The sequence below is a fragment of the Acinetobacter schindleri CIP 107287 genome, assembly GCF_000368625.1.
Classification (GTDB): Bacteria; Pseudomonadota; Gammaproteobacteria; order Pseudomonadales; family Moraxellaceae; genus Acinetobacter; species Acinetobacter schindleri.
Genome location: NZ_KB849577.1, coordinates 1 through 26,063, shown reverse-complemented (window position 1 = coordinate 26,063; position 26,063 = coordinate 1). Strand labels below are relative to the sequence as shown.

General features: G+C 42.4%; 28 protein-coding genes. 16 read left to right on the top strand and 12 right to left on the bottom strand.

Translation table 11 applies throughout. From position 1 onward, the window contains the following. Nucleotides 1-24 precede the first annotated feature (24 nt). On the top strand, nucleotides 25-345 hold the full coding sequence (locus F955_RS12655; protein WP_004895307.1) for a pyrimidine/purine nucleoside phosphorylase: 321 nt from the start codon (nucleotides 25-27) through the stop codon (nucleotides 343-345). A 10-nt stretch (nucleotides 346-355) separates the two neighbouring features. Here the strand turns inward: F955_RS12655 and F955_RS12650 are convergent, their stop codons facing one another. From F955_RS12650 to F955_RS12635, 4 genes are read right to left on the bottom strand one after another with little or no spacing between them, the layout of a single operon-like run. Further along, a complete protein-coding gene (locus F955_RS12650; protein WP_004895306.1) occupies nucleotides 356-838 on the bottom strand; it encodes a 2-thiouracil desulfurase family protein in 483 nt (160 codons plus the stop codon). A 3-nt stretch (nucleotides 839-841) separates the two neighbouring features. Further along, nucleotides 842-1,642 carry a zinc ABC transporter permease subunit ZnuB gene (gene znuB, locus F955_RS12645; protein WP_004895304.1) on the bottom strand — a complete coding sequence of 267 codons (801 nt, stop codon included), beginning with the start codon at nucleotides 1,640-1,642 and terminating at the stop codon, nucleotides 842-844. Nucleotides 1,643-1,645: 3 nt separating this feature from the next. After that, nucleotides 1,646-2,428 (bottom strand): zinc ABC transporter ATP-binding protein ZnuC, encoded by a 783-nt coding sequence (znuC, locus tag F955_RS12640; RefSeq protein ID WP_004895303.1) that lies wholly within the window; start codon nucleotides 2,426-2,428, stop codon nucleotides 1,646-1,648. Continuing rightward, a complete protein-coding gene (locus tag F955_RS12635) occupies nucleotides 2,410-2,907 on the bottom strand; it encodes a transcriptional repressor (RefSeq protein WP_004895301.1) in 498 nt (165 codons plus the stop codon). The genes znuC and F955_RS12635 overlap by 19 nt, the downstream gene beginning before the upstream one ends. Nucleotides 2,908-3,045: 138 nt before the next feature. Between F955_RS12635 and F955_RS12630 the strand changes: the two genes are divergently transcribed. The 10 genes from F955_RS12630 (at nucleotide 3,046) to F955_RS12585 (ending at nucleotide 11,237) form a co-directional block, all read left to right on the top strand. Continuing rightward, nucleotides 3,046-3,882: a metal ABC transporter solute-binding protein, Zn/Mn family gene (locus F955_RS12630; protein WP_004895300.1), complete on the top strand. Its 837-nt coding sequence runs from the start codon at nucleotides 3,046-3,048 to the stop codon at nucleotides 3,880-3,882. A gap of 173 nt (nucleotides 3,883-4,055) precedes the next feature. Further along, on the top strand, nucleotides 4,056-4,454 hold the full coding sequence (locus F955_RS12625) for an ATP synthase subunit I (protein ID WP_004814246.1): 399 nt from the start codon (nucleotides 4,056-4,058) through the stop codon (nucleotides 4,452-4,454). A 103-nt stretch (nucleotides 4,455-4,557) separates the two neighbouring features. Beyond that, nucleotides 4,558-5,433 (top strand): F0F1 ATP synthase subunit A, encoded by an 876-nt coding sequence (atpB, locus tag F955_RS12620; RefSeq protein ID WP_004814247.1) that lies wholly within the window; start codon nucleotides 4,558-4,560, stop codon nucleotides 5,431-5,433. Nucleotides 5,434-5,516: 83 nt separating this feature from the next. Beyond that, on the top strand, nucleotides 5,517-5,762 hold the full coding sequence (gene atpE / locus F955_RS12615) for a F0F1 ATP synthase subunit C (RefSeq protein ID WP_000424060.1): 246 nt from the start codon (nucleotides 5,517-5,519) through the stop codon (nucleotides 5,760-5,762). A gap of 39 nt (nucleotides 5,763-5,801) precedes the next feature. Next, nucleotides 5,802-6,272, top strand: a complete 471-nt coding sequence (locus F955_RS12610; RefSeq protein ID WP_004814248.1) for a F0F1 ATP synthase subunit B — start codon at nucleotides 5,802-5,804, stop codon at nucleotides 6,270-6,272. A gap of 12 nt (nucleotides 6,273-6,284) precedes the next feature. Beyond that, nucleotides 6,285-6,821 (top strand): F0F1 ATP synthase subunit delta, encoded by a 537-nt coding sequence (locus F955_RS12605; protein ID WP_004895298.1) that lies wholly within the window; start codon nucleotides 6,285-6,287, stop codon nucleotides 6,819-6,821. 43 nt (nucleotides 6,822-6,864) lie between these two features. Next, nucleotides 6,865-8,409, top strand: a complete 1,545-nt coding sequence (gene atpA, locus F955_RS12600) for a F0F1 ATP synthase subunit alpha (RefSeq protein ID WP_004895295.1) — start codon at nucleotides 6,865-6,867, stop codon at nucleotides 8,407-8,409. Nucleotides 8,410-8,496: 87 nt separating this feature from the next. After that, the gene (atpG, locus tag F955_RS12595; protein ID WP_004814251.1) at nucleotides 8,497-9,366 is read left to right on the top strand and encodes a F0F1 ATP synthase subunit gamma; all 870 of its coding nucleotides are present in this window, start codon (nucleotides 8,497-8,499) and stop codon (nucleotides 9,364-9,366) included. A 30-nt stretch (nucleotides 9,367-9,396) separates the two neighbouring features. After that, nucleotides 9,397-10,791, top strand: coding sequence for a F0F1 ATP synthase subunit beta (atpD, locus tag F955_RS12590; protein ID WP_004895294.1), 1,395 nt, complete (start codon nucleotides 9,397-9,399; stop codon nucleotides 10,789-10,791). Nucleotides 10,792-10,817: 26 nt separating this feature from the next. Continuing rightward, nucleotides 10,818-11,237 carry a F0F1 ATP synthase subunit epsilon gene (locus F955_RS12585; protein ID WP_004814254.1) on the top strand — a complete coding sequence of 140 codons (420 nt, stop codon included), beginning with the start codon at nucleotides 10,818-10,820 and terminating at the stop codon, nucleotides 11,235-11,237. A 43-nt stretch (nucleotides 11,238-11,280) separates the two neighbouring features. On the opposite strand, the gene F955_RS12580 is transcribed toward F955_RS12585, so the two are convergent. Beyond that, complete coding sequence (locus F955_RS12580) at nucleotides 11,281-12,942, bottom strand: ATP-binding protein (RefSeq protein ID WP_004895293.1); 1,662 nt, start codon at nucleotides 12,940-12,942, stop codon at nucleotides 11,281-11,283. Next, the gene (locus tag F955_RS12575) at nucleotides 12,935-14,137 is read right to left on the bottom strand and encodes an SIR2 family protein (RefSeq protein WP_004895292.1); all 1,203 of its coding nucleotides are present in this window, start codon (nucleotides 14,135-14,137) and stop codon (nucleotides 12,935-12,937) included. The genes F955_RS12580 and F955_RS12575 overlap by 8 nt, the downstream gene beginning before the upstream one ends. A 358-nt stretch (nucleotides 14,138-14,495) precedes the next feature. Between F955_RS12575 and F955_RS12570 the strand changes: the two genes are divergently transcribed. Then, entirely contained in the window at nucleotides 14,496-15,872 is a 1,377-nt protein-coding gene (locus F955_RS12570) for an NAD-dependent succinate-semialdehyde dehydrogenase (protein WP_004895289.1), read from the top strand. A 134-nt stretch (nucleotides 15,873-16,006) separates the two neighbouring features. Here F955_RS12570 and F955_RS12565 read toward each other — a convergent pair whose 3' ends face one another. From F955_RS12565 to F955_RS12555, 3 genes are all read right to left on the bottom strand, one after another. Continuing rightward, nucleotides 16,007-16,615 (bottom strand): hypothetical protein, encoded by a 609-nt coding sequence (locus F955_RS12565; RefSeq protein WP_004895287.1) that lies wholly within the window; start codon nucleotides 16,613-16,615, stop codon nucleotides 16,007-16,009. Nucleotides 16,616-16,774: 159 nt separating this feature from the next. Beyond that, on the bottom strand, nucleotides 16,775-17,155 hold the full coding sequence (locus F955_RS12560) for an RcnB family protein (RefSeq protein ID WP_004895285.1): 381 nt from the start codon (nucleotides 17,153-17,155) through the stop codon (nucleotides 16,775-16,777). Nucleotides 17,156-17,368: 213 nt separating this feature from the next. Then, complete coding sequence (locus tag F955_RS12555; protein ID WP_004895284.1) at nucleotides 17,369-17,914, bottom strand: glutathione peroxidase; 546 nt, start codon at nucleotides 17,912-17,914, stop codon at nucleotides 17,369-17,371. 223 nt (nucleotides 17,915-18,137) lie between these two features. On the opposite strand from F955_RS12555, the gene F955_RS12550 reads away from it, so the two are divergent. Next, nucleotides 18,138-19,037, top strand: a complete 900-nt coding sequence (locus F955_RS12550) for a DMT family transporter (RefSeq protein ID WP_004895282.1) — start codon at nucleotides 18,138-18,140, stop codon at nucleotides 19,035-19,037. Between the two features lie 437 nt (nucleotides 19,038-19,474). Here the strand turns inward: F955_RS12550 and F955_RS12545 are convergent, their stop codons facing one another. From F955_RS12545 to F955_RS12535, 3 genes are all read right to left on the bottom strand, one after another. After that, the gene (locus F955_RS12545; protein ID WP_004895281.1) at nucleotides 19,475-20,050 is read right to left on the bottom strand and encodes an L-threonylcarbamoyladenylate synthase type 1 TsaC; all 576 of its coding nucleotides are present in this window, start codon (nucleotides 20,048-20,050) and stop codon (nucleotides 19,475-19,477) included. Nucleotides 20,051-20,090: 40 nt separating this feature from the next. Further along, nucleotides 20,091-21,230, bottom strand: a complete 1,140-nt coding sequence (gene dprA / locus F955_RS12540) for a DNA-processing protein DprA (RefSeq protein WP_004895280.1) — start codon at nucleotides 21,228-21,230, stop codon at nucleotides 20,091-20,093. A 92-nt stretch (nucleotides 21,231-21,322) separates the two neighbouring features. Further along, a complete protein-coding gene (locus tag F955_RS12535) occupies nucleotides 21,323-22,477 on the bottom strand; it encodes a LysM peptidoglycan-binding domain-containing protein (RefSeq protein WP_004895279.1) in 1,155 nt (384 codons plus the stop codon). 120 nt (nucleotides 22,478-22,597) lie between these two features. Here F955_RS12535 and def point away from each other — a divergent pair, with 120 nt between their 5' ends. From def to F955_RS12520, 3 genes are all read left to right on the top strand, one after another. After that, nucleotides 22,598-23,128 carry a peptide deformylase gene (gene def, locus F955_RS12530; protein WP_004895278.1) on the top strand — a complete coding sequence of 177 codons (531 nt, stop codon included), beginning with the start codon at nucleotides 22,598-22,600 and terminating at the stop codon, nucleotides 23,126-23,128. Between the two features lie 92 nt (nucleotides 23,129-23,220). Beyond that, nucleotides 23,221-23,640, top strand: coding sequence for a DUF2946 family protein (locus tag F955_RS12525; protein ID WP_004895276.1), 420 nt, complete (start codon nucleotides 23,221-23,223; stop codon nucleotides 23,638-23,640). Nucleotides 23,641-23,711: 71 nt separating this feature from the next. After that, nucleotides 23,712-25,733 (top strand): TonB-dependent copper receptor, encoded by a 2,022-nt coding sequence (locus F955_RS12520; protein WP_004895274.1) that lies wholly within the window; start codon nucleotides 23,712-23,714, stop codon nucleotides 25,731-25,733. Nucleotides 25,734-26,063 lie beyond the last annotated feature (330 nt).

The following is a 26,063-nucleotide window of genomic DNA, read 5'->3' as shown; positions in this document are numbered from 1 at the left end:
AAAAATAATAAAAGAGGTATTCCTATGTCTGGTCAATTCGACTGCGTGTCTATTATTAAAAAACCAACTATCCATGAATATGGCTGTTGTATCAGTCATTGCATTCAGTTGCCGGATGGCACTCAAAAAACTTTAGGTGTGTTCCTGCCGACAGAACAGCCGATCGTGTTTGAAACTGCTGTGGCAGAACGTCTGGAAATTATTTCCGGTGAATGTCTGGTGCAGATCGGTGAGGATGCGCATTATCAGCGTTATGTACCAGGACAATCTTTCTATGTACCTAAACATAGTCGGTTTAAACTGTTATGCCGAGAAGTTGTGGATTATGTTTGCCACTTTGAATAGGGGAGTGAACTTACTCAGGTTGAACTTTTAACTGTTTCAAAAAATCTTGTTCGGTCATCACGATAATGCCGTGTTGTTGCAACAGGGCAGCAGTGACGCCTTGACCTTGAATTTTTGTCCCAGTAAATGATCCATCATAAATCAGGTCACTGCCACAAGATGGGCTATTGGCTTTGAGGATGGCATGTGTTACTTGAAATCTTCGGGCAAGATCTAAAGCAGCATAGGCGCCTTGAATAAAAGCCTCTGAAATATCTATACCATTTATATCGACAACATGAGCGTGGCGTAGCAGTACATTGTGACCATTCCTAGATTGAATCTCGGCAGGCGGGCGGGGGATGGCTAAGCCACCACTGACTTCAGGGCAAAGACTGACATATTGATCAGGTAGCAGATGTTGCAGCAGTTCCTTGAGCAGACAATCCTGTCCATCGTAACGGAATTTATGACCGAGCAAACAGGCACTAATCAAATAGCGTTTGCTCTGCATGACTTAACTCAGTTTCTTAAACTTCTGTATACAGAAGATCAGGGTGAAAAGCACTGACATGGTCAGGACAATGGTTAGACCTGTCGAAGTGTTGAGGCCTGCACTTGACCAGAGACCAACCGTTACCCCAATCTGAGCAATCACGAAGGCCCAGATCACCATTTGTCTTGGTGAGTTTGCCAGCAAGCGAGCCGTCAGTGCCGGAATGACCAGCAGGGCTCCCATTAGAAGTGAACCTACTGCTCGAAGTGCCAATACGGTGAATAGGGCCAGTAACAACATAAAGATCAGGCGTTGTAATTTGGCATTCACACCTTCGCTGATCGCCATATCAGGATCAATGGCAATCTGGATCTGTGCCTGCCAGCTTTTATAAATCACAGCCAGTGCAACAATAATCACCACAGCAAAAGTGGGTAAATCATTCCAGGAAATCGTCAGCAAATCACCGAACAGATAACTCAGCAGTTCCGGTCTTAAACTCGGTAAATGCTGAATGAACAATAAGCCTGAGCAGAGCAGGGTGGCTGAGCAGAGGGCAAGCAATGCATCGTTCGGTAAGCGAGGATCGTACAGCACCCATAAAATAGCCACCAGCAACAGGGCAATAAAGGTCACACCGATCCACAGCGGCAGACTTATGGCACCAGCAATGGCAACACCCAGTAAAGTGCCATGCGCCATGGTATCGGCAAAGAAAGACATACGACGCCACAGCATCAGACAGCCCAGCGGCGCAGTCAGGAACACCAAGAGTGTTCCCATGATCCATGCAGGTAAAAGCAGTTGTAACCAGTCCATCATGGCTTAAGCTTCCGGCTCGGGGTGAATATGCGGTCGTGTATCGTGCTGACAAGGTGTTGCAGAGTCGCCATGGGCACAGTGATCATGATGATGCTGGTAGAACACCCGAGTGGTGCCAAAGATCGCCTGATATTCTGGATGCTGCTGCACACTTTCCGGTAATCCGCTACAGCAAATATGTTTATTCAGACAAACCACACGATGCGTGCCTTGCATTACCCATTGCAGGTCATGCGAGACCATTAAAATGGCACAGCCATATTTTTCTGGCAGACTACGCACATATTCATACAGCTCGGCTTCGGATTGGATATCCAGACCTTGCATGGGTTCGTCTAGCACCAGGATATCCGGCTGGCGTAGTAAAGCGCGTGCTAATAATACACGTTGACGCTCCCCGCCAGAAAGCTGTTGAACTTTGGAATTTTCCAGCTTGGCAATACCGGTATCACGGATGATTTCAGCTTTAATAGCTGAAGGACATTTCTCGAGTGCCAACAGATCTTTTACCCGTAGCGGCAAGCTATGTGAAGGATTGAATTTTTGTGGCACATAAGAAAATTTCAGCTTGCGTGCTGTATTAATCTCACCGGATTGCGGTTTCACAATCCCGAGCATAACTTTAATTAAAGTCGACTTGCCGGCACCATTTGGACCAATGAGTGTGACAATTTCTTTCTCCTGCAAAGAGAAATCAATGTCTTTTAAGATGTCCTGCTCATCGATATTGACCCAAATTTTAGAAAGTTGAATCAGCGGTACGGGCGTTAGGTTTTGTTGCGACACTGCTGACAGATTCCTGAAATCTCAATGATGCTGTGATGGGCACTAAAATCATCTGAGCTTGCCAATGCGTCGAGCTGATCCAGTAATCCTTGTGCAGATGCTTCTGTTACGGCTTTACATTCAGTACAAATCAGGAAAGCTGCTTGGTGCCCTTCACGTGGATGACAGCATGGAATATAGGCATTAATAGAAGTCAGACGGTGAATAAAACCTTTTTCTAATAAAAAGTCGAGCGTGCGATATACTGTGGGTGGTGCCGCAGGACGATCACTATTATTTTTAATCTTGGCCAGCAGGTCATAGGCGCCCATGGGACCTGAAGCATTTAAAATCAGTTCGAGGACTTCCTTACGCAAAGGCGTAAGTCGCGCACCAGTTGCTGCACACAGGCTTTCCGCTTCAGCCAGGCGTTGTTCCACGTTCGGATGATCGTGTACGCCGTGCAATGCGTTGTGGTGTTCGTGCGAACAGGAACCCATAGTTCACCTCAAGTGCGAAACTGAAATTAAAAGAATTTTAAATCTTATCATGAAGCGTTGTCAGTTTCGATTGGGCATAGGTATTTTTGCAAATTTGTTATATTATAACACTTAGTGTTTTTACCGCGATTTTCACCCATGTCCCGTTTCTTTGCGTTCTGTGCCCTGGCTTTATTGAGTACCTTAAGTTGGTCACAAAGTCTGGTGGTTTCTACGCATCCGATTTACCTGATTGCTAAAAAAATTACCCAAGGGGTAGAGCAGCCAACCTTATTATTGGCCAATCAGACTGGACATGACGTCAGCCTGACCCCGGCACATCGTAAAACCATTCAGGATGCGGGGCTGGTGATCTGGCTGGGACAGGCCCATGAAGCGCCTTTGGCAAAAGTACTCGAAGAAAGTAATAAAAGTATCGCAATTCTGGATTCCAACATTATTAATCCTTTACCAATGCGTAATCCGCGTGGTGAAGCATTAAAAAATACGGTTGATACACATGTCTGGCTGGATCCAAATAATGCAGTTCGCATCGGTTTCTTTATTGCTGCGCTGCGTTCCCAGCAAATGCCACAGTACCGTGAAACTTACTGGAAAAATGCACGTGCTTTTGCACAAAATATGCTGACGACAGCACAACGTTATAGTTCAACTTCCAAGCCACGCCCCTATTGGTCATATCATGATGCCTATCAATATCTGGAGCGTCCGCTAAACCTGAAGTTTATGGGTGCACTCACCGATGATCCGCATGTATCACCAACGGTTGCACAGATCAAGTACCTGCAGGACACCCGCGCACAGACCAAAATGTGTCTGCTGGCTGAGGGACATGCCAATGCCAATCAGTACAGAAAACTGAACCCGGTAGTTTTCCAGCATGTAGACGAAAGCATGAGTGGGGCAGGGGACTTTATCCAAGGCTGGCAACAATTAGCTGATCAAACGAACAAATGTGTGCTAAATTCTCGATAATGATTAAAAAGTGATCGAGTTTTGCTTAGTTTAGAAACGATTGAACCATCGAATTTTTCGAAGCTAAGCTCGGGAAAAGATTGCATGTTAAGGGGTGTAACTCTATAATGCCTGCGATTAAAAATAATCATCAGCTAAACTTGTCAAGCATGATTGCTGTGAGTGAATAAATAATGAGCCGAACTAGTCGCTTGATTGACCGACGATTAGCGAAAGCTTTAGTCATCTTGCAAGCAGTAATGATACCCGTTTCAGCGTTGTTAGGTTGGGTTCTGAAGGACACAACCGCAGCCTTGAGTGCAGCCTTGGGTGCATTCGTATGTTGGCTGGCGACCTGCTACTTTAGCTGGCAGTCGTTTCGTGCTGCGGGCGCGCGAGCTTCCAAACAAGTTCTATCGAACATGTATAGGGGCATGCTCGGTAAGTTTGCAATTGTGATTGTTGGATTCATTTTGATTTTAAGCAATGTCAAGCCGTTATCCCCGGTTGCATTGTTTTGTGGTTTTATACTCGTTCAAGCCATGTCGTGGGTCGCTCCGTTTTGGGTGTCACGTCTACAAAGACGAGTTTAAGCGCAGCAAAAATTGAAAAGTTTTTTCAGAAATAAGCGAGATATCAAGCAGCACGCGATATTCGTAAGTTTCATTAGTTTTTGACATTGACCAGGTGTGATTTATGGCTGCTGAAGAACATGCCCTTACTTCGACCGAGTACATCAAGCACCACTTGACCAACATGACCTATGGCAAAATGCCGGACGGTACATGGAAATTGGCCGAGAATGGTGCTGAAGCTCAACAGATGGGGTTCACTGCTATTCACTTGGATTCAATGGGTTGGTCAATCGGCCTTGGTATTCTTTTCTGTTTCATGTTCTGGATCGTAGCGAAAGCTGCAAACTCTGGTGTTCCTACCAAGTTCCAGTCTGCAATCGAAATGATTATCGAGTTTGTTGACTCAAGTGTACGCGATACTTTCCATGGAAAATCGCGTTTGATCGCTCCACTAGCGCTAACCATCTTCGTGTGGATTTTCCTCATGAACTTGATGGACTTGATCCCTGTTGACTGGATTCCTTATATCGCTCAACACGTGATTGGTAGCCTTCTTGGTATTGATCCGCACCACGTTTACTTCAAGATCGTTCCATCTACTGACCCTAACATTACCCTTGGTATGTCATTGTCTGTATTTGCGCTTATCTTGTTTTACAGTATTCGTGAGAAAGGCATTGGCGGTTTCGTTGGTGAGCTTGCACTTAACCCATTTAACCCAAGTAACCCAGTTGCAAAAGCGTTACTCATTCCAGTGAACTTGATTCTTGAATTGGTAACCTTCCTTGCACGTCCAGTTTCATTGGCTCTACGACTGTTCGGTAACATGTATGCGGGTGAGTTAATCTTCATTCTTATCGCGTTATTACCGTTCTGGATCCAGTGGGCGTTATCTGTGCCTTGGGCGATCTTCCACATTCTTGTTATTACGCTACAGGCATTCATTTTCATGATGCTGACTATCGTATACTTGAGCATGGCAAGCGAAAAGCATTAATGGTATTGCCTAACTGTCACGGGATGGTTGGGCACAATTTTTTAACTTAATTTGGTATAAAACCTAACCTCTGAGGAATTATCATGGAACTCACTTTAGGTCTAGTTGCAATTGCATCTGCTATCTTGATCGCTTTCGGTGCTTTAGGTACTGCGATTGGTTTTGGTCTTTTAGGCGGCCGTTTCCTTGAAGCTGTAGCTCGTCAACCAGAATTGGCTCCACAACTTCAAACTCGTATGTTCTTAATCGCGGGTCTTCTTGATGCTGTGCCTATGATCGGTGTTGGTATTGGCTTGTTCTTCATCTTCGCTAATCCATTTGTAGGTTAATCAGCTTAATTCCGAAATTCACTATTTGAGGAATTTGCAATGAATATCAACCTCACATTGTTTGGCCAAGCGATTGCGTTTGCGATTTTCGTCGCATTCTGCATGAAGTTTGTATGGCCACCACTAATCAATGCGATTAGTGAACGTCAGCGTAAAATCGCTGATGGCTTAAATGCTGCTGAAAAAGCGAAGGCTGACCTTGCAGATGCGCAAGCACAAGTGAAAGCTGAACTGGACGCGGCAAAAGCACAAGCGGCTCAATTGATCGAACAAGCGAACCGTCGTGCAGCGCAATTGGTAGAAGAAGCTCGTACTCAAGCGTCAGCTGAAGGTGAGCGTATTCGTCAACAGGCTAAAGAAGCTGTTGATACTGAAATCAATTCTGCTCGCGAAGAATTACGTCAACAAGTGGCTGCTCTTGCAGTTGCTGGCGCTGAGAAAATTCTTAGCCAGCAAGTTGACGCAGAAGCTCACAATGCCATGCTGACTCAGCTGGCTGCTAAACTTTAAGAGAGGCGGATTATGGCTGAACTCTTGACGTTGGCACGCCCTTACGCTAAAGCAGCATTTGCTTACGCTTCTGAGCAAGGTACAGCTGACTCTTGGTCAACTGCACTTGAATTGCTCAGTGCTGCGGTGCAAGACGAAGCATTTTCAGCTTATCTAAATCGCCCTGAGTTGACACCTGCTGAGCAGGTGACACTTTTTGCTAAAGTTTTAGGCGAAGACCAAACGCCTGCAGTGTCAAACTTTTTGACAATGCTTGCTGAAAACGCACGTTTGGCTTTGCTTCCTGAAATTGCTGCAGAATATGAACAGCTCAAATCACAGAATAACAATACTGTGGATGTTGTGATTGAATCAGCATTCCCATTGACTTCTGTACAGGAACAACTCCTTACTCACGCATTAGAGAAAAAATTCGAAGCGGCGGTAAATGTTTCTATAGATGTTAAACCAGAGCTTATTGCTGGTGTGGTTATTCGTGCAGGCGACCAAGTGATAGATGATTCTGCGCTTAATAAGCTTGAAAAAATGCGTACTCGTCTTCTTGCTTAAGAAATAAGAAGACTGAACTTTAAAAAGATTGAGGTATAGCGCAATGCAACAACTGAATCCATCCGAGATCAGTGCGCTCATTAAACAGCGTATCGGCGATCTGGACACCAGCGCGACCGCTAAAAACGAAGGTACCATTGTTATGGTATCCGACGGTATTGTGCGTATTCACGGCCTTGCTGATGCAATGTACGGTGAAATGATCGAATTCGACGGCGGCTTATACGGTATGGCACTGAACCTAGAACAGGATTCAGTGGGCGTCGTTGTTTTAGGTAACTACTTAAACCTTCAAGAAGGTCAAAAAGCGCGTTGCACAGGTCGTGTATTAGAAGTTCCGGTTGGTCCAGAACTTTTAGGCCGTGTAGTAGATGCTTTGGGTAACCCGATTGATGGTAAAGGCCCAATTGATGCAAAATTAACTGATGCTGTTGAAAAAGTAGCACCAGGCGTAATTTGGCGTCAATCAGTGGATCAACCTGTACAAACTGGTTATAAATCAGTAGATACCATGATCCCTGTAGGCCGTGGTCAACGTGAGTTGATCATTGGTGACCGTCAAACTGGTAAAACAGCTATGGCGATCGATGCGATCATCGCTCAGAAAAACTCTGGCATTAAATGTGTATACGTAGCAATTGGTCAAAAACAATCGACTATCGCTAACGTTGTGCGCAAGCTAGAAGAAACTGGCGCTATGGCGTATACAACTGTTGTAGCAGCAGCGGCAGCGGATCCAGCAGCAATGCTTTTCCTTGCTCCGTACTCAGGCTGTACAATGGGCGAATACTTCCGTGACCGCGGTGAAGATGCTCTGATCATCTATGATGACTTGTCTAAACAAGCTGTAGCATATCGTCAAATTTCATTGCTTCTTCGTCGTCCACCAGGTCGTGAAGCTTACCCAGGTGACGTGTTCTATCTACATTCACGTCTACTTGAACGTGCTTCTCGTGTATCTGCTGACTACGTTGAGAAATTCACTAACGGTGAAGTTAAAGGCCAAACTGGTTCATTAACTGCATTGCCGATTATTGAAACTCAAGCGGGTGACGTATCTGCATTCGTACCAACCAACGTAATTTCGATTACTGACGGTCAGATCTTCCTTGAAACATCATTGTTCAACGCGGGTATTCGTCCTGCTGTGAACGCGGGTATCTCTGTATCTCGTGTTGGTGGTTCTGCGCAGACTAAAGTCATCAAGAAATTGTCTGGTGGTATCCGTACTGCACTTGCACAGTACCGTGAATTGGCAGCGTTTGCTCAGTTCGCTTCTGACCTTGACGAAGCAACTCGTAAACAGCTTGAACACGGTCAACGCGTAACTGAGCTTATGAAGCAAAAACAATATGCTCCATACTCAATCGCTGACCAAGCTGTATCAGTTTATGCATCTAACGAAGGCTATATGGCTGACGTAGAAGTGAAGAAAATCGTAGACTTTGATGCTGCGTTAATTGCTTACTTCCGTTCAGAACATGCTGCAGTTATGCAAAAAGTTGACGAGACTGGTGCTTGGGACAAAGATATCGAAGCTGAATTCAAAGCGGGTATTGAAAAGTTCAAAGCGACTCAAACTTACTAATATAGCAACTTGCTAATTAGTGTTGGTTTGGTTCACGGAATCAACCTTCGAGGGCTCGAAAGGGCCTTCGAATACTAGGTTAAGCGTATGGCAAATTTAAAAGAAATTCGCGCCAAAGTAGCTAGTATCAAAAGCACGCAGAAAATTACTCGCGCGATGCAGATGGTAGCAGCTTCTAAGATGCGTCGTGCGCAAGAGCGCATGGCTCAAGGCCGTCCGTATGCCGAAAATATGCACCGTGTAATTGCTCACTTGGTTCAAGCGAATCCTGAATACAAACACCGTTATATGGTTGAACGTCCTGTAAAGCGCGTTGGCTATATCATCGTGTCATCAGATCGCGGACTTGCTGGTGGTTTGAACATTAACTTGTTCAAGAAAGTGGTAAAACACGTTCAACAGCAACAAGAGCAGTCAATTGAAGTTCAATTTGCTTTGATTGGTCAAAAAGCGGTTTCGTTTTTTAAAAACTACGGCGGTAAAGTACTTGGTGCGACCACTCAAGTGGGTGACACTCCAAGTCTTGAACAGTTATCTGGTTCTGTACAGGTGATGTTAGACGCTTACGATAAAGGCGAGTTAGATCGTATTTATCTAGTATCTAACGGCTTTGTCAACGCCATGACTCAAAACCAAAAGATCGAACAGCTTGTTCCTTTAGCAGCTGCTGAAGAAGACAAGACGCTTAACCGTCAATACGGTTGGGACTACATCTACGAGCCTGAAGCTGAAGAGCTTTTAAATGGCTTGTTGGTTCGTTACATCGAGTCTGTGGTGTATCAAGGTGTGATCGAAAACATCGCGTGTGAGCAGTCTGCTCGTATGGTTGCAATGAAAGCTGCAACAGACAACGCTGGTGATTTGATCAAGAACCTGCAACTTATTTATAACAAGCTGCGTCAAGCCGCGATTACTCAGGAAATTTCTGAGATCGTTGGTGGTGCCGCTGCCGTTTAACATATATTAGTTTGAATTGAGGAGACAGCAATGAGTAGCGGTCGTATCATTCAGATCATCGGCGCGGTTATCGACGTCGAGTTTGAACGTAACAGCGTTCCTAAGATCTATGACGCTCTCCAAGTTGACGGTACTGAAACTACATTAGAAGTTCAGCAACAACTTGGTGATGGCGTAGTTCGTACTATTGCAATGGGTTCTACTGAAGGCCTTAAGCGTGGTTTGAACGTAACTAACACTAACGCTCCGATTTCTGTACCAGTAGGTACAGCGACTCTAGGTCGTATCATGGACGTTCTTGGTCGCCCAATCGACGAAGCTGGTCCAGTTGCAACTGAAGAGCGTTTACCAATTCACCGTCAAGCGCCTTCTTATGCAGAACAAGCGGCTTCTACTGACCTTCTAGAAACTGGTATTAAAGTCATTGACTTACTATGCCCGTTCGCGAAAGGTGGTAAAGTTGGTCTGTTCGGTGGTGCCGGTGTTGGTAAAACTGTAAACATGATGGAGTTGATCAACAACATCGCGAAAGCGCACTCAGGTTTATCTGTGTTCGCTGGTGTTGGTGAGCGTACTCGTGAAGGTAACGACTTCTATCACGAGATGAAAGACTCTAACGTTCTAGACAAAGTAGCAATGGTCTACGGTCAGATGAACGAGCCACCAGGTAACCGTCTACGTGTAGCGTTGACTGGTCTGACTATGGCTGAGTACTTCCGTGATCAAAAAGACGAAAACGGTAAAGGCCGTGACGTACTATTGTTCGTTGACAACATCTATCGTTATACACTAGCGGGTACTGAAGTATCAGCACTTCTAGGTCGTATGCCATCTGCAGTAGGTTACCAACCAACACTTGCAGAAGAGATGGGTGTTCTTCAAGAACGTATTACATCGACTAAGTCTGGTTCTATTACGTCAATCCAAGCGGTATACGTACCTGCCGATGACTTAACAGATCCATCGCCTGCAACTACGTTCGCTCACTTGGACGCAACTGTTGTATTGAGCCGTGACATCGCTTCTCAAGGTATTTACCCTGCGATCGATCCACTTGACTCTACTTCACGTCAGTTAGATCCACTTGTAGTTGGCCAAGAACACTACGAAATTGCTCGTTCAGTTCAAAACGTTCTTCAACGTTATAAAGAATTGAAAGACATTATCGCAATTCTTGGTATGGACGAATTGTCAGAAGAAGACAAACTTATCGTGTATCGCGCACGTAAGATCCAACGTTTCTTCTCTCAACCGTTCCACGTAGCTGAAGTGTTTACTGGTGCTCCTGGTAAACTTGTACCGCTTAAAGAAACGATTCGTGGCTTTAAAGGTCTTCTAGCTGGTGAATACGATCACATCCCAGAACAAGCGTTCTATATGGTTGGTGGTATTGACGAAGTGATTGCTAAAGCTGAGAAACTTTAATTAGTTCCCTAATTTAGGAGATTCTCATGGCGACTATGCAATGTGACGTTGTAAGTGTTCAAGAGTCTTTGTACTCAGGCACTGTAACTATGCTAATTGCTAAAGGTGCTGGCGGCGAGTTAGGTATTATGCCTGGTCACGCTCCGCTGGTAACTTTGCTCCAACCTGGCGCGATCCGCGTTATTTTGGAAAACGGTACAGAAGAATTAATCTATGTATCTGGTGGTGTTCTAGAAGTTCAACCGCATGTTGTTACGGTTCTTGCTGATACAGCAGTCCGTGCAGAAAACTTGGATGAAGCGGCAATTATTGAAGCGCGTAAACACGCTGAACAATTGCTAGCAAATCAAAAGGGCGATTTGGACGCTGCTGCTGCTTTGGCTGCTCTTGCAGAAACTGCTGCTCAGCTGGAAACGATCCGAAAAATCAAAAACCGCGCAATGTAATTGCTGGTTTGAGATTGAAGAAACCACCCGAAAGGGTGGTTTTTTATGCCCAATTTTCTTGAAAGTTTGCACCTTTTGAATTTGGTTTAATTGTGGGTTTCTTAATATTTATAGTTAGTGGAATAGGGAAGTCATTGCCAATGATGACAGCTTCGCCAGGTTGTAAGCTTGGAAGGAAGTCAGAAGCTGCTTTATCAATTTCACCACATGCTCTTTCTACAATCTCACGATCTCGATCGTTTGTGAGACGATGAACAATTAAAGTTCCAAGTTGGCTAAGAACACCTTCCGTAATATCTCGAGGTCTTTGAGTTGCTAAGCAGATATTTAAACCAAATTTTCGACCTTCTTTTGCAATAAGCTCAAAAGCATCAAGTTTTGCTAAGGTATCTTCATTACCAATTGTTTTTCCTATGAAGTTATGTGCTTCATCTAGGAAAATAACTAGTGGTTTCTCTATAAAAGATAATTCTCGTGCTTTATTTAATAGTAATCGACCAATGACATTAGAAATAACTTCTCGAGCCTTAAATTCGAAACCAATTGCACTCATATCTATTCGTAAAAGTTTTTTACTAGAGTCGCTATAGAAAATATTCAATTCATCTAAAAGAGATGAATTTTGGTTTTGTTCGAAAACAAATCTAAAAGTATGTGAATTAATTAGACCGTTAATTCGAGTTAGTAATGATAAGCAGTGATTAAAATTGAAATCGTCTGCTATATAATTTGTACCTCTTAAGGTTACATACTCTTCTTTGATTTGTGCACATAATTTTGTGGGGTCAAAAGGGGTATGGGGTATTTCTAACAAGTACCGATCGCGAATTGATCTTATGGCAATCTTATAATTTTCTTCAGGTTGTCCAATTTTTATGAAAACTCCATTTTGAATCATTTCAGAATGCAGAGAATTCTGTTCAAGAAGCTTAACGAGCCTTAGACTTCTAATAGCTTCTCTAAACTTTGGACCTTGGGATTTTCCTGCTGGTTCGAACAAAGCTATAAAATCACTTTCTTCAAAGCAATCAGGTGGTATTTTTATGGCAGTAGAGCTTTCGGCAGGATTAGTTGGACTACCTAAGTGAACATTAGTTACTGAATTATCCTCAAATTTACTATATTCACCAGTTGGGTCTAATAAGATGATTTTGGAGTTAAATCTTAAACATTCTTCTAAGATTCGAGCTGTCGTATAGCTTTTTCCTCCGCCCGTTGCACCTAAAATACCTAAATGACGTCCAAATAGTTTTTCCGGTGTTATAGAAATTCCACAACTGTCATTTAAAATTGATCCAATATGTAAATTTATATTTGGATCTCCTTTTTGCATTTTCTGAGGAATTTTTGCAATAAATTCATGCGGTGCTGAATAAATTAAATCATTTATACTTGGATAGTAATCCACACCTGCTGATACTCTTAGATCATCCATTTGGATTGTTCCAAGAAGTTGTACACGGCCTACGATATCCAAATTTGACTTCGCTAAATCATCTTTCTTTATTTCTATGATACGTCCTAAAACTAAGTTGACTTGGCTTTCAATAATAACAAATTCACCAACTTCACCTTTGCCATAACGATTTCCACCAAAATATGTAGGTTCATGATTGTCATTGATGTATTTGAATTGAATACTGCTAGCATTAATTGAATTTACTTTTCCAAACATCAGTTCAGGTTGTAAAATTCCATTAAACATGATGACCTCCAAATGCTTTTTGGAGATTCTCGTAAAGATTTTCAGCAGGTGATAATGCTGTTAAATCAGGAATAATTTCTGATAGTTTTCCAAAATCACTATTTATAAAGATTATTTCATCATTTTTTCGAGTGTCTGCAACATGTTTTAATCTCTCCCAATACGGTGAAGTGGAGTTGGCATCTTTTAGAAAGTCATTTTTTAGAGTTGGTGTGCAAATAATAACTTTAAGATGTGGATTTGAATAAATGGCAGAAAGGATAGGTTCAGATAGATGATCGTCGTTAAAGCCAAATCCAACAATAATTAAACACGTATTAGGCTCTCGTAGCGCATGGTTAAATCTAGAGATTAGTTCTAGGTGTGGCTGTACATATGATTGCTGGTATTTACCTTTAGCTGGAAAAATCATACAACTTTGTTCAGCTTCTACCTTATCAACCTGTTGGACTGGGTAGCCATTTTCTCTTTTCCAATTAACAGATCCATGCAACTTGTATAGCTGAAACACGCCTTCAAGATATTGAGGATTGTTTAAGTTTATTGTCGGACTTCTTTTGATGATATCTAGATCAAAGAACTTCGGATCATATATACGAGGAAATGAAAAAGAAAAACCATCTATAACAGTAATCCCTAATTTACTAGCAGCTGTTTCAAAACATGTATCGTAGTTTGTTGTAAATAACTTAATACGAGGGTCTTTTGATTTTCTTCGGGACAATTTCCTAATAAATTCACGATGTTTAGTCAATTGTTCTTGTTCATTCGTAATAAATTGGCAGGCTTCTAAAATCTTTTTTTTACAACTTAGGACAAATTCTCTTGTTGATATGCAGTCGTCTTCTTTTGTGATTTGAATAAAAGATTCACAATGGGAAAGACATTCTTCAATATTTTTATATTTTTCTTCAACTACATAAGTATCATACTTACTCTCGCTAAAAGCTTTATTACTTAGTTCATGCATGTCATCTTTGGTGCATCGCTCCCATAAATTCCACATCGATGGACCATTTATAGGTGAACCTAAAGAAGTACCACTACCTGCAAGTACCATAATATTAGGCATTTGAAGTGCTGTTTTAAGTTTTATTTTAAGATCACTTAAGTCATTAGCTTGTTGATCAGCCTCATCGTCCTTGTGAGGGATAAATTTTTCATTAGGTGTACTTCTATAAAATTTGATACTCATTTATATATTCTTTTAAAATCATTGTTTTTATTATGGTTTTTTTCGTATTAAAAAAATAGTCATATTCTAGATTTAATTAAAAATTTTCTATTTCCTAGAATCTTTACCTTAAATATGTCATAAAAATTTTCATTCAAACTTGATAACTCTTAACTTTTAGAAGTTGCTCAAATTTCCTTTTGTACCACTCGATATAACTTTTACCCTTTCTCGGTAATGTTTTGAACCAATCTGTAAACATTCCCTGAACATAAAAAAATCAATGCTAAGTTAAGTGACTACCCCAGATGCAAGCTTGTTTGAATTGATTTAAAGAGGTCGAAAACAAGCAAAACTTATAATTGAAAAAGGGAAAGTCATGGCATATCAATCTATTAACCCATTTACCAATCAAAAATTGAAAGAATATCCGCCACATACAGATGAGCATATACAAAATGCGCTGGATCAGGCAGAACAAATTCTCAAGTCAGACTGGCCCCAACAGATTGATCACCGTATTGAAGTGCTGAGGAAGGTCGCGCAAAAATTACGTGAACAAAAAACCGAACTGGCTAAGCTCATGACGCTGGATATGGGTAAACTGATTAAACAGAGTGAAGGCGAAATCGAATCTTGCGCCAAAATTGCCGAATACTTTGCTGATCATGCCAAAGAGTTTCTAGCTCCGGTGTCTTATGAAACGGAACTCGGCGAAGCATGGGTAGAGCATCATCCTCTAGGTATTGTGATGGCCGTTGAACCATGGAACTTTCCGTTCTATCAATTGATGCGTGTCTTTGCCCCAAACTGCGCAATTGGCAATCCGGTCCTAGCCAAACATGCTGGTATTGTGCCGCAATGTGCTGAAGCCTTTGAAAAGCTGGTGCTGGAAGCAGGTGCACCAAGAGGTGTCTGGATTAACCTGTTTATCAGTTCTGATCAGGTTCAAGAGATTATTGCTGATCCGCGTGTACAGGGTGTAGCCTTGACGGGTTCAGAAGGTGCCGGAAGTGCCGTAGCAGAACAGGCCGGTAAATACATTAAAAAATCCACCTTGGAACTTGGTGGTAATGATGTCTTTATTGTGCTAGATGATGCTGATCTGGAAAAAGCCATTAAAATTGGCTGTCAGGCCCGGGTAAATAACTCAGGCCAAGTCTGCACTGCGGCCAAACGTTTTATTTTGCATGAAAAAATCGCTGATGAATTTAAAGCAGGTATGCTGAAAGCTTTTCAGGAACTGAAAATTGGTGACCCACTCGACCCTGAAACGACACTGGCACCCTTATCATCAGCTGACGCTCTGGAAAAACTGACCAAACAGGTTGATAAGGCGGTAGCGCATGGTGCTACTGTGCTGACAGGTGGTAAACCCATTGAGCATGCAGGTAACTTTTATGAGCCGACAATTCTGGAAAATATCAGCCGTGATAATCCGGCCTGGTATGAAGAATTCTTTGGGCCGGTTGCCCAGATTTATGTCGCGAAGGATGAAGATGAAATTGTTTCGATTGCCAACGATTCGCACTATGGTTTGGGCGGTGTGATTCATTCTCAAGATATCGAGCGTGCCAAAAAACTGGCTTCACGAGTTGAAACCGGCATGATCTGGATTAACTGGTTTACCGATACCGCACCAGAGCTGCCATTTGGTGGTATCAAAAACTCTGGTTATGGGCATGAATTATCGATTGACGGTTTCAGAGAATTCACCCAAAAACGTTTAGTCGTCGTGAAAAGTCCTAAAGAATAATGACTTTTCTGCCTTATCCTTCCAGTAAAGAAGCGGCTTACTAAACCGCTTCTTCTATTAATCTATATTTAATAGTAATAAACCAGTCTGGTGACTGGTTTATCAGGGAGCCTAGGTCATCTATAAAACTGAGATCAACTTTCCTGTTCCGCTGCCTGGGATTGTTTCTCAGGAATCATCATTGCGGCCAGCTTGATCATTTCAGACTGGATATTTCCCATCTGTTTTTCCAGCTTCTGGAAATCCACTTGGCTGAAATCCATCTGGCCATTCAGGAAAGGAGATGCCAATGCTTGCTGGTTGGCATTCATCAGGTTGCTACGTACCTGATCAACTTCCTGACTTTTCAAGTTTAAGCCACTTAAAGTCTGGTTAAAGCCTTTTAATTGCTGTTGCAATTGCATTGCGGCGCTCTGCAATTGAGAAGTATCTTTTTCACTGACTGCAGTTTCCAGTTCAGTCTGGGTTTGCTTCAGCTGAGTCACGTAATCACCAGCCTTTAACTGCAAATCGGCCACATCACGTATGATGTAGAACATATTGCCACTTTTAAGGTCTGCAGAAGATTGCTGCACTTCAGTATTTTCTGATACTGCTGTCTGTTCTTCTGCTACATCCTGTTGGTCCGGTTTTTCAGTATATGAAGCAGGGGCAGAAACCTGATCACATCCCAGCAAACTCAATGCACCTGCAAAAAGGGCAAAAGGTAGTACGCTATTTTGGAGAATTTGCTTAAATTTCATTGGGGTGCTCATTATTTACTGCTTACAGGCATTAATATAGGGATGAAATTTGTAGAAAATACGGAGAGTTGCAAATGAATAACAAAAAAGGCCTCGCTATAGATATTTAAGTATAAAAAGAGCCCCAAAGCGCTCTTTTTTCACCGAGGAGAGCAGGGTTTAAGCTGCGATAATTTTAATGACCTTATCGTTAACGCTATTCATCAGAATATAGTCGCCATTCACTTTAATCCATTGCTGATTTCTACCTGGCTTGTTGAGTCGTTTATATTTGCTGTGATCCACTTTATAGATTTTGCTTTGGTATTGGCTCGGAACTTTTTGACCTACTCGCCAATCACGTGATGGATCAACTTTTTTATAACCCTGTTTATGCTGTTGAGCTGGGTGTTTGTTTTGTTGATGGTGCTGAGGAGCATGATGCTGTTGTTGAGCATGCGACTTGCTATATTGATGGTGATCCTGAGGCGCAGCCATGGCAGGAATAGCAACCAGTGCAGTTGAGATCGATAAAACAATTGCTTTAACCAGCGTTTTCATACTTTACCTTTCATTATGGCGGTGTGTTTGTGTATGAGCTCATGATAGGCTGGCAGAGGTGTTTGAAATTGAAGAGAGTGTAGTGTAAATATTAAAATCTAGAAGGAAAATAGAAGAAGTAAATTGAATGATTTTATTAATATACATATCTTTTTTTAATTAAAAAATATAAGCATCTCTAGCTGTGGGAGATGCTTATATTACTATTGCAAATTACTTAGCCAATTCGGCATTAATTGCATTGATGATACGTGGATCATCTGCGGTAATATCCGGTGCAAAACGAGCCACTACTTCTCCATTTTTATTGACCAGGAATTTTTCAAAATTCCATAGCACTTCAGGTGGCTGGTTTGGAGTCAGGCCGTAATCAACCAGATCTTTCCACCATGGGCCTTCACCGGTACGTTCAGGAATCGCTTGGGTTAAAGCAGCATATAAAGGATGTTTAGCTTCTCCAACAACCGGGATCTTGGCAAATAGCGGGAAATCGACCTGATAATTTACTGAACAGAATTCCTGGATTTCCTTCTCGCTGCCTGGCTCCTGTGCCAGGAAATCATTTGATGGGAAACCTAGAATCTCTAGACCTTCGGCTTTTTTCTCGTTATACAGCTTTTGCAAGCCTTCATATTGTGGAGTCAGGCCACATTTAGATGCCACATTGACGATGAGCAAAACTTTACCCTGATACTGGTTGAGAGTGAATTCTGCACCCTGAATGCTTAATACTGGAATGTCGTAGACTGAAGTACTCATATGAAATCCTGTTTTTGATGTGTTTATCCTGTCGAATGTTGTAACGGGTATTCTGGCTGAGTACAAGTAAAAACATGTAGGGCAGTCGGGTAAATTTAAATCCATGCATTAATTTAATGTGAAAAATCAATTATGCTTGCGCTACACAATAACGGCGTTGAATTGAAAGCTGCTGGCTTGGACTTTCAGACAATGCTGAACCCTACACTTTATGGATGAGTATATGACACAGCAACACAAGGTAGTGTGGTGGGCATTTTTACTGCCATTGGCAGCAGTACTGATCTGGTCATTGAACATGACCGTGAATCGCTATGTGGCTGACTACATTTCACCAGTAAGTATCAGTTTTTATCGCTGGATTCTGGCTTTACTAATCCTGACGCCGTTTGTTTTACCGCAGGTGATGCGTTCCTGGTGCAGTATTCGACCTTATCTGGGTAAACTGGCTTTACTTAGTGCCTTGGGAATGGTGTTGTATCAAGGTCTGGCTTATACCTCGGCACATTATACTACTGCGACCAATATGGGCCTGATCAATGCCTTCATTCCGGTCTTTACCATCATTGTCGGCATCTTTGTTCTGCATATTCGTCCTGCGGTGACAGCAGTAATTGGCAGTCTCTTGTCGATCTGTGGTCTGATATATGTCATGGCACAGGGACAGTGGGGGAATTTGCTGAATTTTGGTAATACCTATATCGGTGATGTACTGATGCTGATCGCGGTATTTTTCTATGCCTGCTATGGAATTTTCCTGAAAAAATGGCAGATACAGATTCCCTTAATCCAGAGTCTGTATATTCAGATCTGTTTTGGTGTTTTGCTGCACATCCCGATGATTCTATGGACAGGTTTAGATGCCATCAATATCAATAATGCTGGAAGTATTATTTATGCCGGGATTTTTCCATCGATTGCTGCGCCATTTCTATGGATGATGGCGGTGCAGGTGCTTGGGCCAAATCGTAGCAGTATTTTTATGAACCTGATGCCTGTGTTTACTGCGCTGATCGCCTATGTTTGGCTAGGCGAGTCCTGGACGGTTTATCACACCATAGGTGGTCTGGTGATTCTGGTGGGTATTTTCCTCGCACAATACACACCCAAGCAGAGGGCATAAATAAGAGTTCTATTTTATAAAATGATATTTTGATTGAAAAATAATCAAACAATTATGTTCATTTAATTGAAATAGCCGGTAAATCTATAAAAATTAAATGTAAAAATAAATGGTTTAAATTGGACTTCGGTTTAAAACTGGAGAAAAAATAGCGGGATATTTTGAATTTTGATCAAATATTCTAAAATAATAATATATAAAATATATTAATAATAACTTTTATTGTATTTGTTGTTAGGCATACTTTCTCACATAATACGCCCATCGAGATTGATGCTTCAGAAATTTTCCTGAATTATCAAGCTTCCAGAGATTTTAAGACCCTCTGGATGTGTTCTGCACATCCTTTTTTATGCTCAGCCATCCCTATATGGCTGAGCTTTTTTTTACCTTAAAACTTTAGTCGGATTTGAAAAAGCCAAAAAATAAATCCGCGCTTAAGCGCGGATCACTTCACCTGTCACAGCATCAATAATTTTGCTGGGTTCCTGACTCAGTCCTAAATCGCCATTTAAGTAGTTCAGGCTCTCAGATTCTTTAAAGTACTGTTTTGCATCCTGAAGTGAAAGTGCTGGATTTAGACCTGCCGGATTGGCACTGGTCGAAACGATATAGCCCCCAAAAGCCTGACATAAAGCCATGCATAAAGGGTGGGTGGTGACACGTACCGCAACTTTAGGATGATTGCCTTTAATCCAGGCCGGAATATCTTCACTGGCAGGTAATAGCCAGGTGGTGGCACGTTCGGATACGCTGCGGTTGGTCCATGAAGCAATAATACGTTCGCGGATTTCTGGTGTCAGTGCTTCTAGTAAATGTTCTACTTGGGAAATATGTCCAGCAAGAAGAATCACACCTTTTTCAATTGGACGCTGTTTCAGTTGCAGAATCTGGTGAAATGCCTGTTCGTTGTGAGGGTCACAGCCCAAACCCCAGACAGCCTCTGTAGGGTATGCCAAGACTTGTCCTTGTTTCAGGAATGTCGCTGCTTCGGCAACAGAGGTGGTGATCATGTATATACCTTTTAAAAACAACAAAGGGCTATTGTGAACCTTATTTGCCTGTACGACAACGTAGAAACATACCGGCTTGCTGTGTACTGAAACCGAGTAATTCCAGTTCCATCAACTGTGCTGTGATTGTGGAAACATCCTGGCTGAGTTGAATGCTAATCTGATCTAGGCCTTGTCCAATCCAGTCGAGCTGGTTGTAGAGCGGAATCAGGTGTGCTGGAATCTCGATCAATTCGGTTTCACTATTTTCTGCTTTATAAATTTGTTCAGCTGCCTGCCATTGGGTGGCTAATGCCAGATCTTCAACCACCTGGTGTGGATGATCAATCAGAATTGCACCTTCGCGGATGAGCTGGTGACAGCCTTTGTGGTTTTCACTGTAGATATGTCCAGGAATCGCAAACACGGTTTTTCCTTGTTCGGCAGCCAGTTTAGCAGTGATGAGTGAGCCACTTTTCAGTGCAGCTTCAGCCACAATAACACCCAGACTCAGTCCACTGACAATACGGTTACGCCGTGGAAAATGATGTTGCAGAGGTGGAGTACCGGGCAAAAATTCTGTAATCACCGTGCCGCCTTGGGCAATGATCTGTTCTTTTAATGGCTGATTTGTCGCCGGATAGGTTTGATCCAGACCCGTGCCCATCACTGCAATAGTACGATGCTGCTGCAGCGCTGCCCGATGTGCCGCTTCATCAATGCCTTGTGCCAGTCCACTATTGATATAAAAACCTTGTTCACTTAAGTAATACGCAAAATCATAAGCCATCTGACGGCCGTGATTGCTCGGTTTGCGGCTGCCCACAATTGCCACTTGTGCCTGTAATAAACTGTCGGCCTTGCCCTGACCAAATAAAATCGGCGGTTTATCGGTGTAGTGACTCAGTTGCTGCGGATAATCCGCTTCATTATGTAATAAAATAAAGTCGCAAGTTTTCTGGATCTGCTCCAGACAAAACTGAAACTCGCGCTGGGAATCTTTGCAATTGAAATCCTGAAGCCGCTGGATATGATTTTTATGAACGCCTAGTTTTAGCCAGGTCTCGACTTGATCCGGCTGAACAGCATCAGCAAGATTTTCATAATATTCAGATAAGCGATAGAAACTGGTGAGGGAATGCTGGACTACATACCATAAGCGAATGTTGTCCAGTTGAGTCGTAGATAACGAATTCAACATATTGAGACCTATCTTGCGTCTTCTTATTCTTATAATGAGTAATGAGGTTAAGATGATGCTGAATCACAGCATCATCTTAAAGTTCTTGTAAATTATTCGTCCAGCAGCGGTGGCTGAATGGTAGCGCCCACTTTGATTGGCAATTCACTGTCTAGAACATAGGCATAGCTGAACTGATCAAACGTTTTGAAGACCATGACATTACCAATACGTTCGCCCGGGAGCTGTACACGTTCTTTGGTTTTTGGATCAGTCACGACTTCACCTTGCTGATTCACACTAAACACATGACCAGACTGAACACCATGTGCTATGCCGCGGTCAATGGTGACAACACTATGACGCGCAGCTGTACCAATTGAACCCAATACACGAATGATCTGACCACCTGAAATGTTGTTTTCCGCATTTACTGGATAGAACAGGGTAGGCAGCATTGGATCATATTCTGGTAGTACCCGGTCACCACGACGGACTTCAGCATTATAGCTATCGGTCAGTTCCAGTGTGGTGATATCACCTTCACCGCGGACTGCGATACCAGAAGCAACCTGTTGCAGTTCTAGGGCAGCGGTGTATTTTTTACCATTGGCATCAGTCAGTATATAAGGTTCAGCTTCGCGGTATACCGCATAACGTTGACCTACTTCCAGGCCATTCCCACGTGCATAAACTTTCTGACCTTTACCGGCCAGTACACGTTGATCAGCCGTACCCAGAATATAAGGAGTGCCTTCAATAGAGTCTGCTGCCATAATTGTATAGCGCTCTAGCCATTGCTGGATATGGGCTAAAGGAATAACAGGAATGGTATTGTTGAGCGATTCAATACGTACCTGAGGCTGTAACTTATTCGTGCCAAGGTAGCGATTGATGATACCGGTACAGCCATCACCTTCATCTTTACCAATGATTGGTCGGCCCTGGTAATCGCACATCAGCAGACGGTCACCTGGAAAAATCCAGTGTGGATTTTTCACATGCTTATTACCTGCCCAGATTTCTGGCCAGCGTACCGGATTTTTAAGAAAACGCTTGGAAATATCCCATAATGTGTCACCTTTTTTTACCACATAGACATTCGGTGCTGATGCTTTCAGGCTTGGTGGATTGACATTACGAGCTGGTGCTGCATGTGTAGTTGAAATTGTCCCCATACCAACACCCACACAAACTGCAAGTGCGAGCATTTGATTTTTAATCCCCAAGGCACTAAAAGATGGCATGCCCTTCAAAACCTTTTTCATTATCATAATTCCTAAAATTATGTATGTAAGTTGCGTTATAATAACGATCTTACACACAATTTTTTAATGAAGCATTCCTTCATTTGGTTTTTTGATCAATGGCATAATTGAGGACGCAGTATGGCCTTATTACCTATTTTAAGTTTCCCGGATCCCCGTCTTCGTACCATTGCACAACCAGTCGAAGAGGTTACTGATGAAATTCGTCAGCTCGCTGCAGATATGTTTGAAACCATGTATGAAGCGCCCGGCATCGGTTTAGCCGCGACACAAGTCGATCGTCATATTCAGCTGATTGTGATGGACCTGTCTGAATATAAAGATCAACCCATGGTGTTCATTAACCCCAAAATTACACCATTGACTGAAGAAACACAGCCATACGAAGAGGGCTGTCTATCAGTACCTCAAATATACGATAAAGTTGAGCGTCCGTCACGTGTAAAAATTCAAGCAATTAATCTTGAAGGTCAAGCATTTGAGGTTGAGGCAGATGGCCTGTTGGCTGTGTGTATCCAGCATGAAATGGACCACTTAAATGGTAAACTTTTCGTGGATTATTTATCACCTTTGAAGCGCCAGCGTGCCCGTGAAAAAATTGAAAAGGCAGCACGTCAGCGTGATAAAGCCAAAGTTGCAGTGAAACGCTAAGTATTTTGTCGTATTCATGCATTGATTATTGCCCAGTTTTTACTGGGCTTTGCTATAATTAACGGTGACAAATTTTTATTTGCCCTTCTCCTATGGTGACACGTGGCGGGTTGCTACTTTCTCTGGCAGCCGTATTTTTACAGATCGCTGTATTCCTGCAGCCTTTGCTGCCGAAGCAATATCAGGTTGCTCCGGTCTGTGAAACCATTACGCGTGCACTTTTGTTGCCTTTATCACATGAGCATCACGCTGCTCATTCTCATCATGCTGACCACAGTATTCAGACTGCGTCTGTAGAAGGTGCCCATGACCATCATGATGCCAATCATCAATGTCAGTACTGTACCGTCTACGGCAATCTGGTTCTGCCACCTGAACTGGATCTAAAAGAAGTACTGGATCGAATCCAGGTTCGACTGATTGCATTTAAACAAGCATTCAGTCATGTCTGGTTTGTTCTGCAACAACTCTTTCTGCTACCACAGGGCAGGGCACCACCACTGTTTGCATAAATCCACGTTGTTTTTGCCTGGGTCTTAATTGACTTAGGCCGTGTTCAATTTATGTATTCAGTGAGATAGAAATGGCTCAGCCTAAATTTTCTTTACAGCCACTTGTGGCTGCGATTTGTGTTGCTTGTTATTCTTCAATGGTGCTGGCAAATGAAACCATGCCAGTACAGACCATGGCTCCAATTGTGGTGACTTCTGCTACAGGTAATGATGCTAATGGTCTGATTGTGCGTGCAGATCCGAAACAGCCGATTCAACCCATTCCTGCCAGTGATGGTGCTGATTATCTGCAAAGTATTGTGGGCTTTAGCTCGGTTAATAGTGGGGCTGGTACCAATGGTGATGTCACTTTCCGCGGTATGTTCGGTTCGCGTATTAAAATCTTGACCGATGGCACAGAAAATCTAGGTGCCTGCCCAAGCCGGATGGATTCACCAACCTCTTATATTTCGCCAGAAAGCTATGACCGTATTTCGGTGATTAAAGGACCACAAACGGTTCAGTATGCCAATACCGGCTCAGCAGCTACCGTGATTTTTGAACGTAGCCCGGAACAGTTTGATGGAGATCATCACTATCGTGGTCAGGCCAGTATTTTGATGGGTTCCTTCGGGCGTCTTGATCATAATGTCGAAGTTGCAGCAGGTGATGAGCAGAAATATATTCGTCTCAATACCAACCGCTCGGTAGCCAACAGCTATCAGGATGGTAATGGCAATACTGTGCCATCAGACTGGGAACGCTGGAATGCTGATCTGGCTTTAGGCTGGACACCCGATGAAAACACCTGGGTAGAACTGACCGGTGGTAAGGCCGATGGTGAAGCAGTGTATGCTGGTCGTATGATGGATGGTTCACAGTTTGCCCGTGAAAGCTTAGGTCTACGTGTAGAAAAGAAAAATGTGACAGATGTAATCAAAAAAATTGAAGCACAGGTCAACTACAATTTTAATGACCACGTGATGGATAATTTTAGTTTACGTGATGTTGCTGAACCCGATAAAGCAATGACGGTTACACGCCGTACTTTAAATGGGCGCTTAGCGGTAACAAATGAATGGGAAAACATCCAGCTTATAACAGGGGTGGATTCACAACTTAATAAACATGCCGGGGGGATGTATCATTCGACTATGCCAATGATGAACTCACCTGTTACGACAGATATGGAGTTTCAGTCGATTGGTGGTTTTGGTGAGTTGAGCTATGACTTGGGTGGAGATAATAAGTTAGTTAGTGGTCTGCGTATCGATCAGGTTAGCATTGATGCTGTTAAACGTAGCCTTGAGCGTACAGAAACCTTACCGAGTGCTTTTATTCGTTTTGAAAATACCCATCCTGACCATGATGACGGCAAAACGTATATAGGATTAGGTTATGTAGAACGTGTACCTGATTATTGGGAATTATTCAAAACAGACCTCAACGGGCAAGCACCATCGACCTTTAAGGACTTAAAAAATGAAAAAACTTTACAGCTTGATCTCGGTTATCAACATCATCATGGTGCATTGAACTCTTGGGTGTCTGCATATACAGGTCTAATTCAGGATTATATTTTAATTAATTATGATGCTGACAAAAAAACAGGACATGGGATCAATGCAGCTGATTCTAAAAATGTTGATGCTGTCATTGCCGGTGCAGAAGCAGGTATTGGTTATCAATTTACTGACGCCATTCAAGCCGATGTGAGCGCAATGTATGCTTGGGGTGAAAACACGACCAATAATACGCCGTTGCCACAAATTGCACCTTTAGAGGGGCGCGTTAATCTTCGTTATATCCAAGATCGTTATACCTTGGGTGCTTACTGGCGCATTGTTGATGGTCAAAGTCGTATTAGCGAACGTGAGGGTAATATTGTTGGCTACGACAACAAGAAGAGTGCAGGTTTCGGTACATTGTCTTTAAACGGTACTTATAATTTATCCGAGGGTGTTGATCTATCAGTTGGCATCGATAATGTATTGGATCGTACATATACCGAACACTTAAATAAAATGGGTGCATCTGGTACAGGCTTACCAACTGATGAACAATTTAATAATATTGGACGTAATTACTGGGCACGAATCAGTATGAAGTTCTAATTTGATTAGATTAAGTACAAAAAGCAGGGCAGAAGTCCTGCTTTTTGCTTTTGTAATTTAATAAAACTTATAAAAATTATGTATTTAAGCATTTTAATCATTTCCAAATAAAATAATGAACATTTTTATTTAAATATTTTTTATATATAAAACAGATATTTATAAATATTGTGGTTTATAAAATAAACACACGTTTCAAATGTTTTAAAAAAGGTGTTGCAAGCCCTCTGAAATGCTGTAGAATGCACATCCATCGGCGGTGATGAAGATTAAAACTTCTGATAAAACAGTAACTTAGTTAAGATTGGTTGAGTTAGGTTTTATTTGATA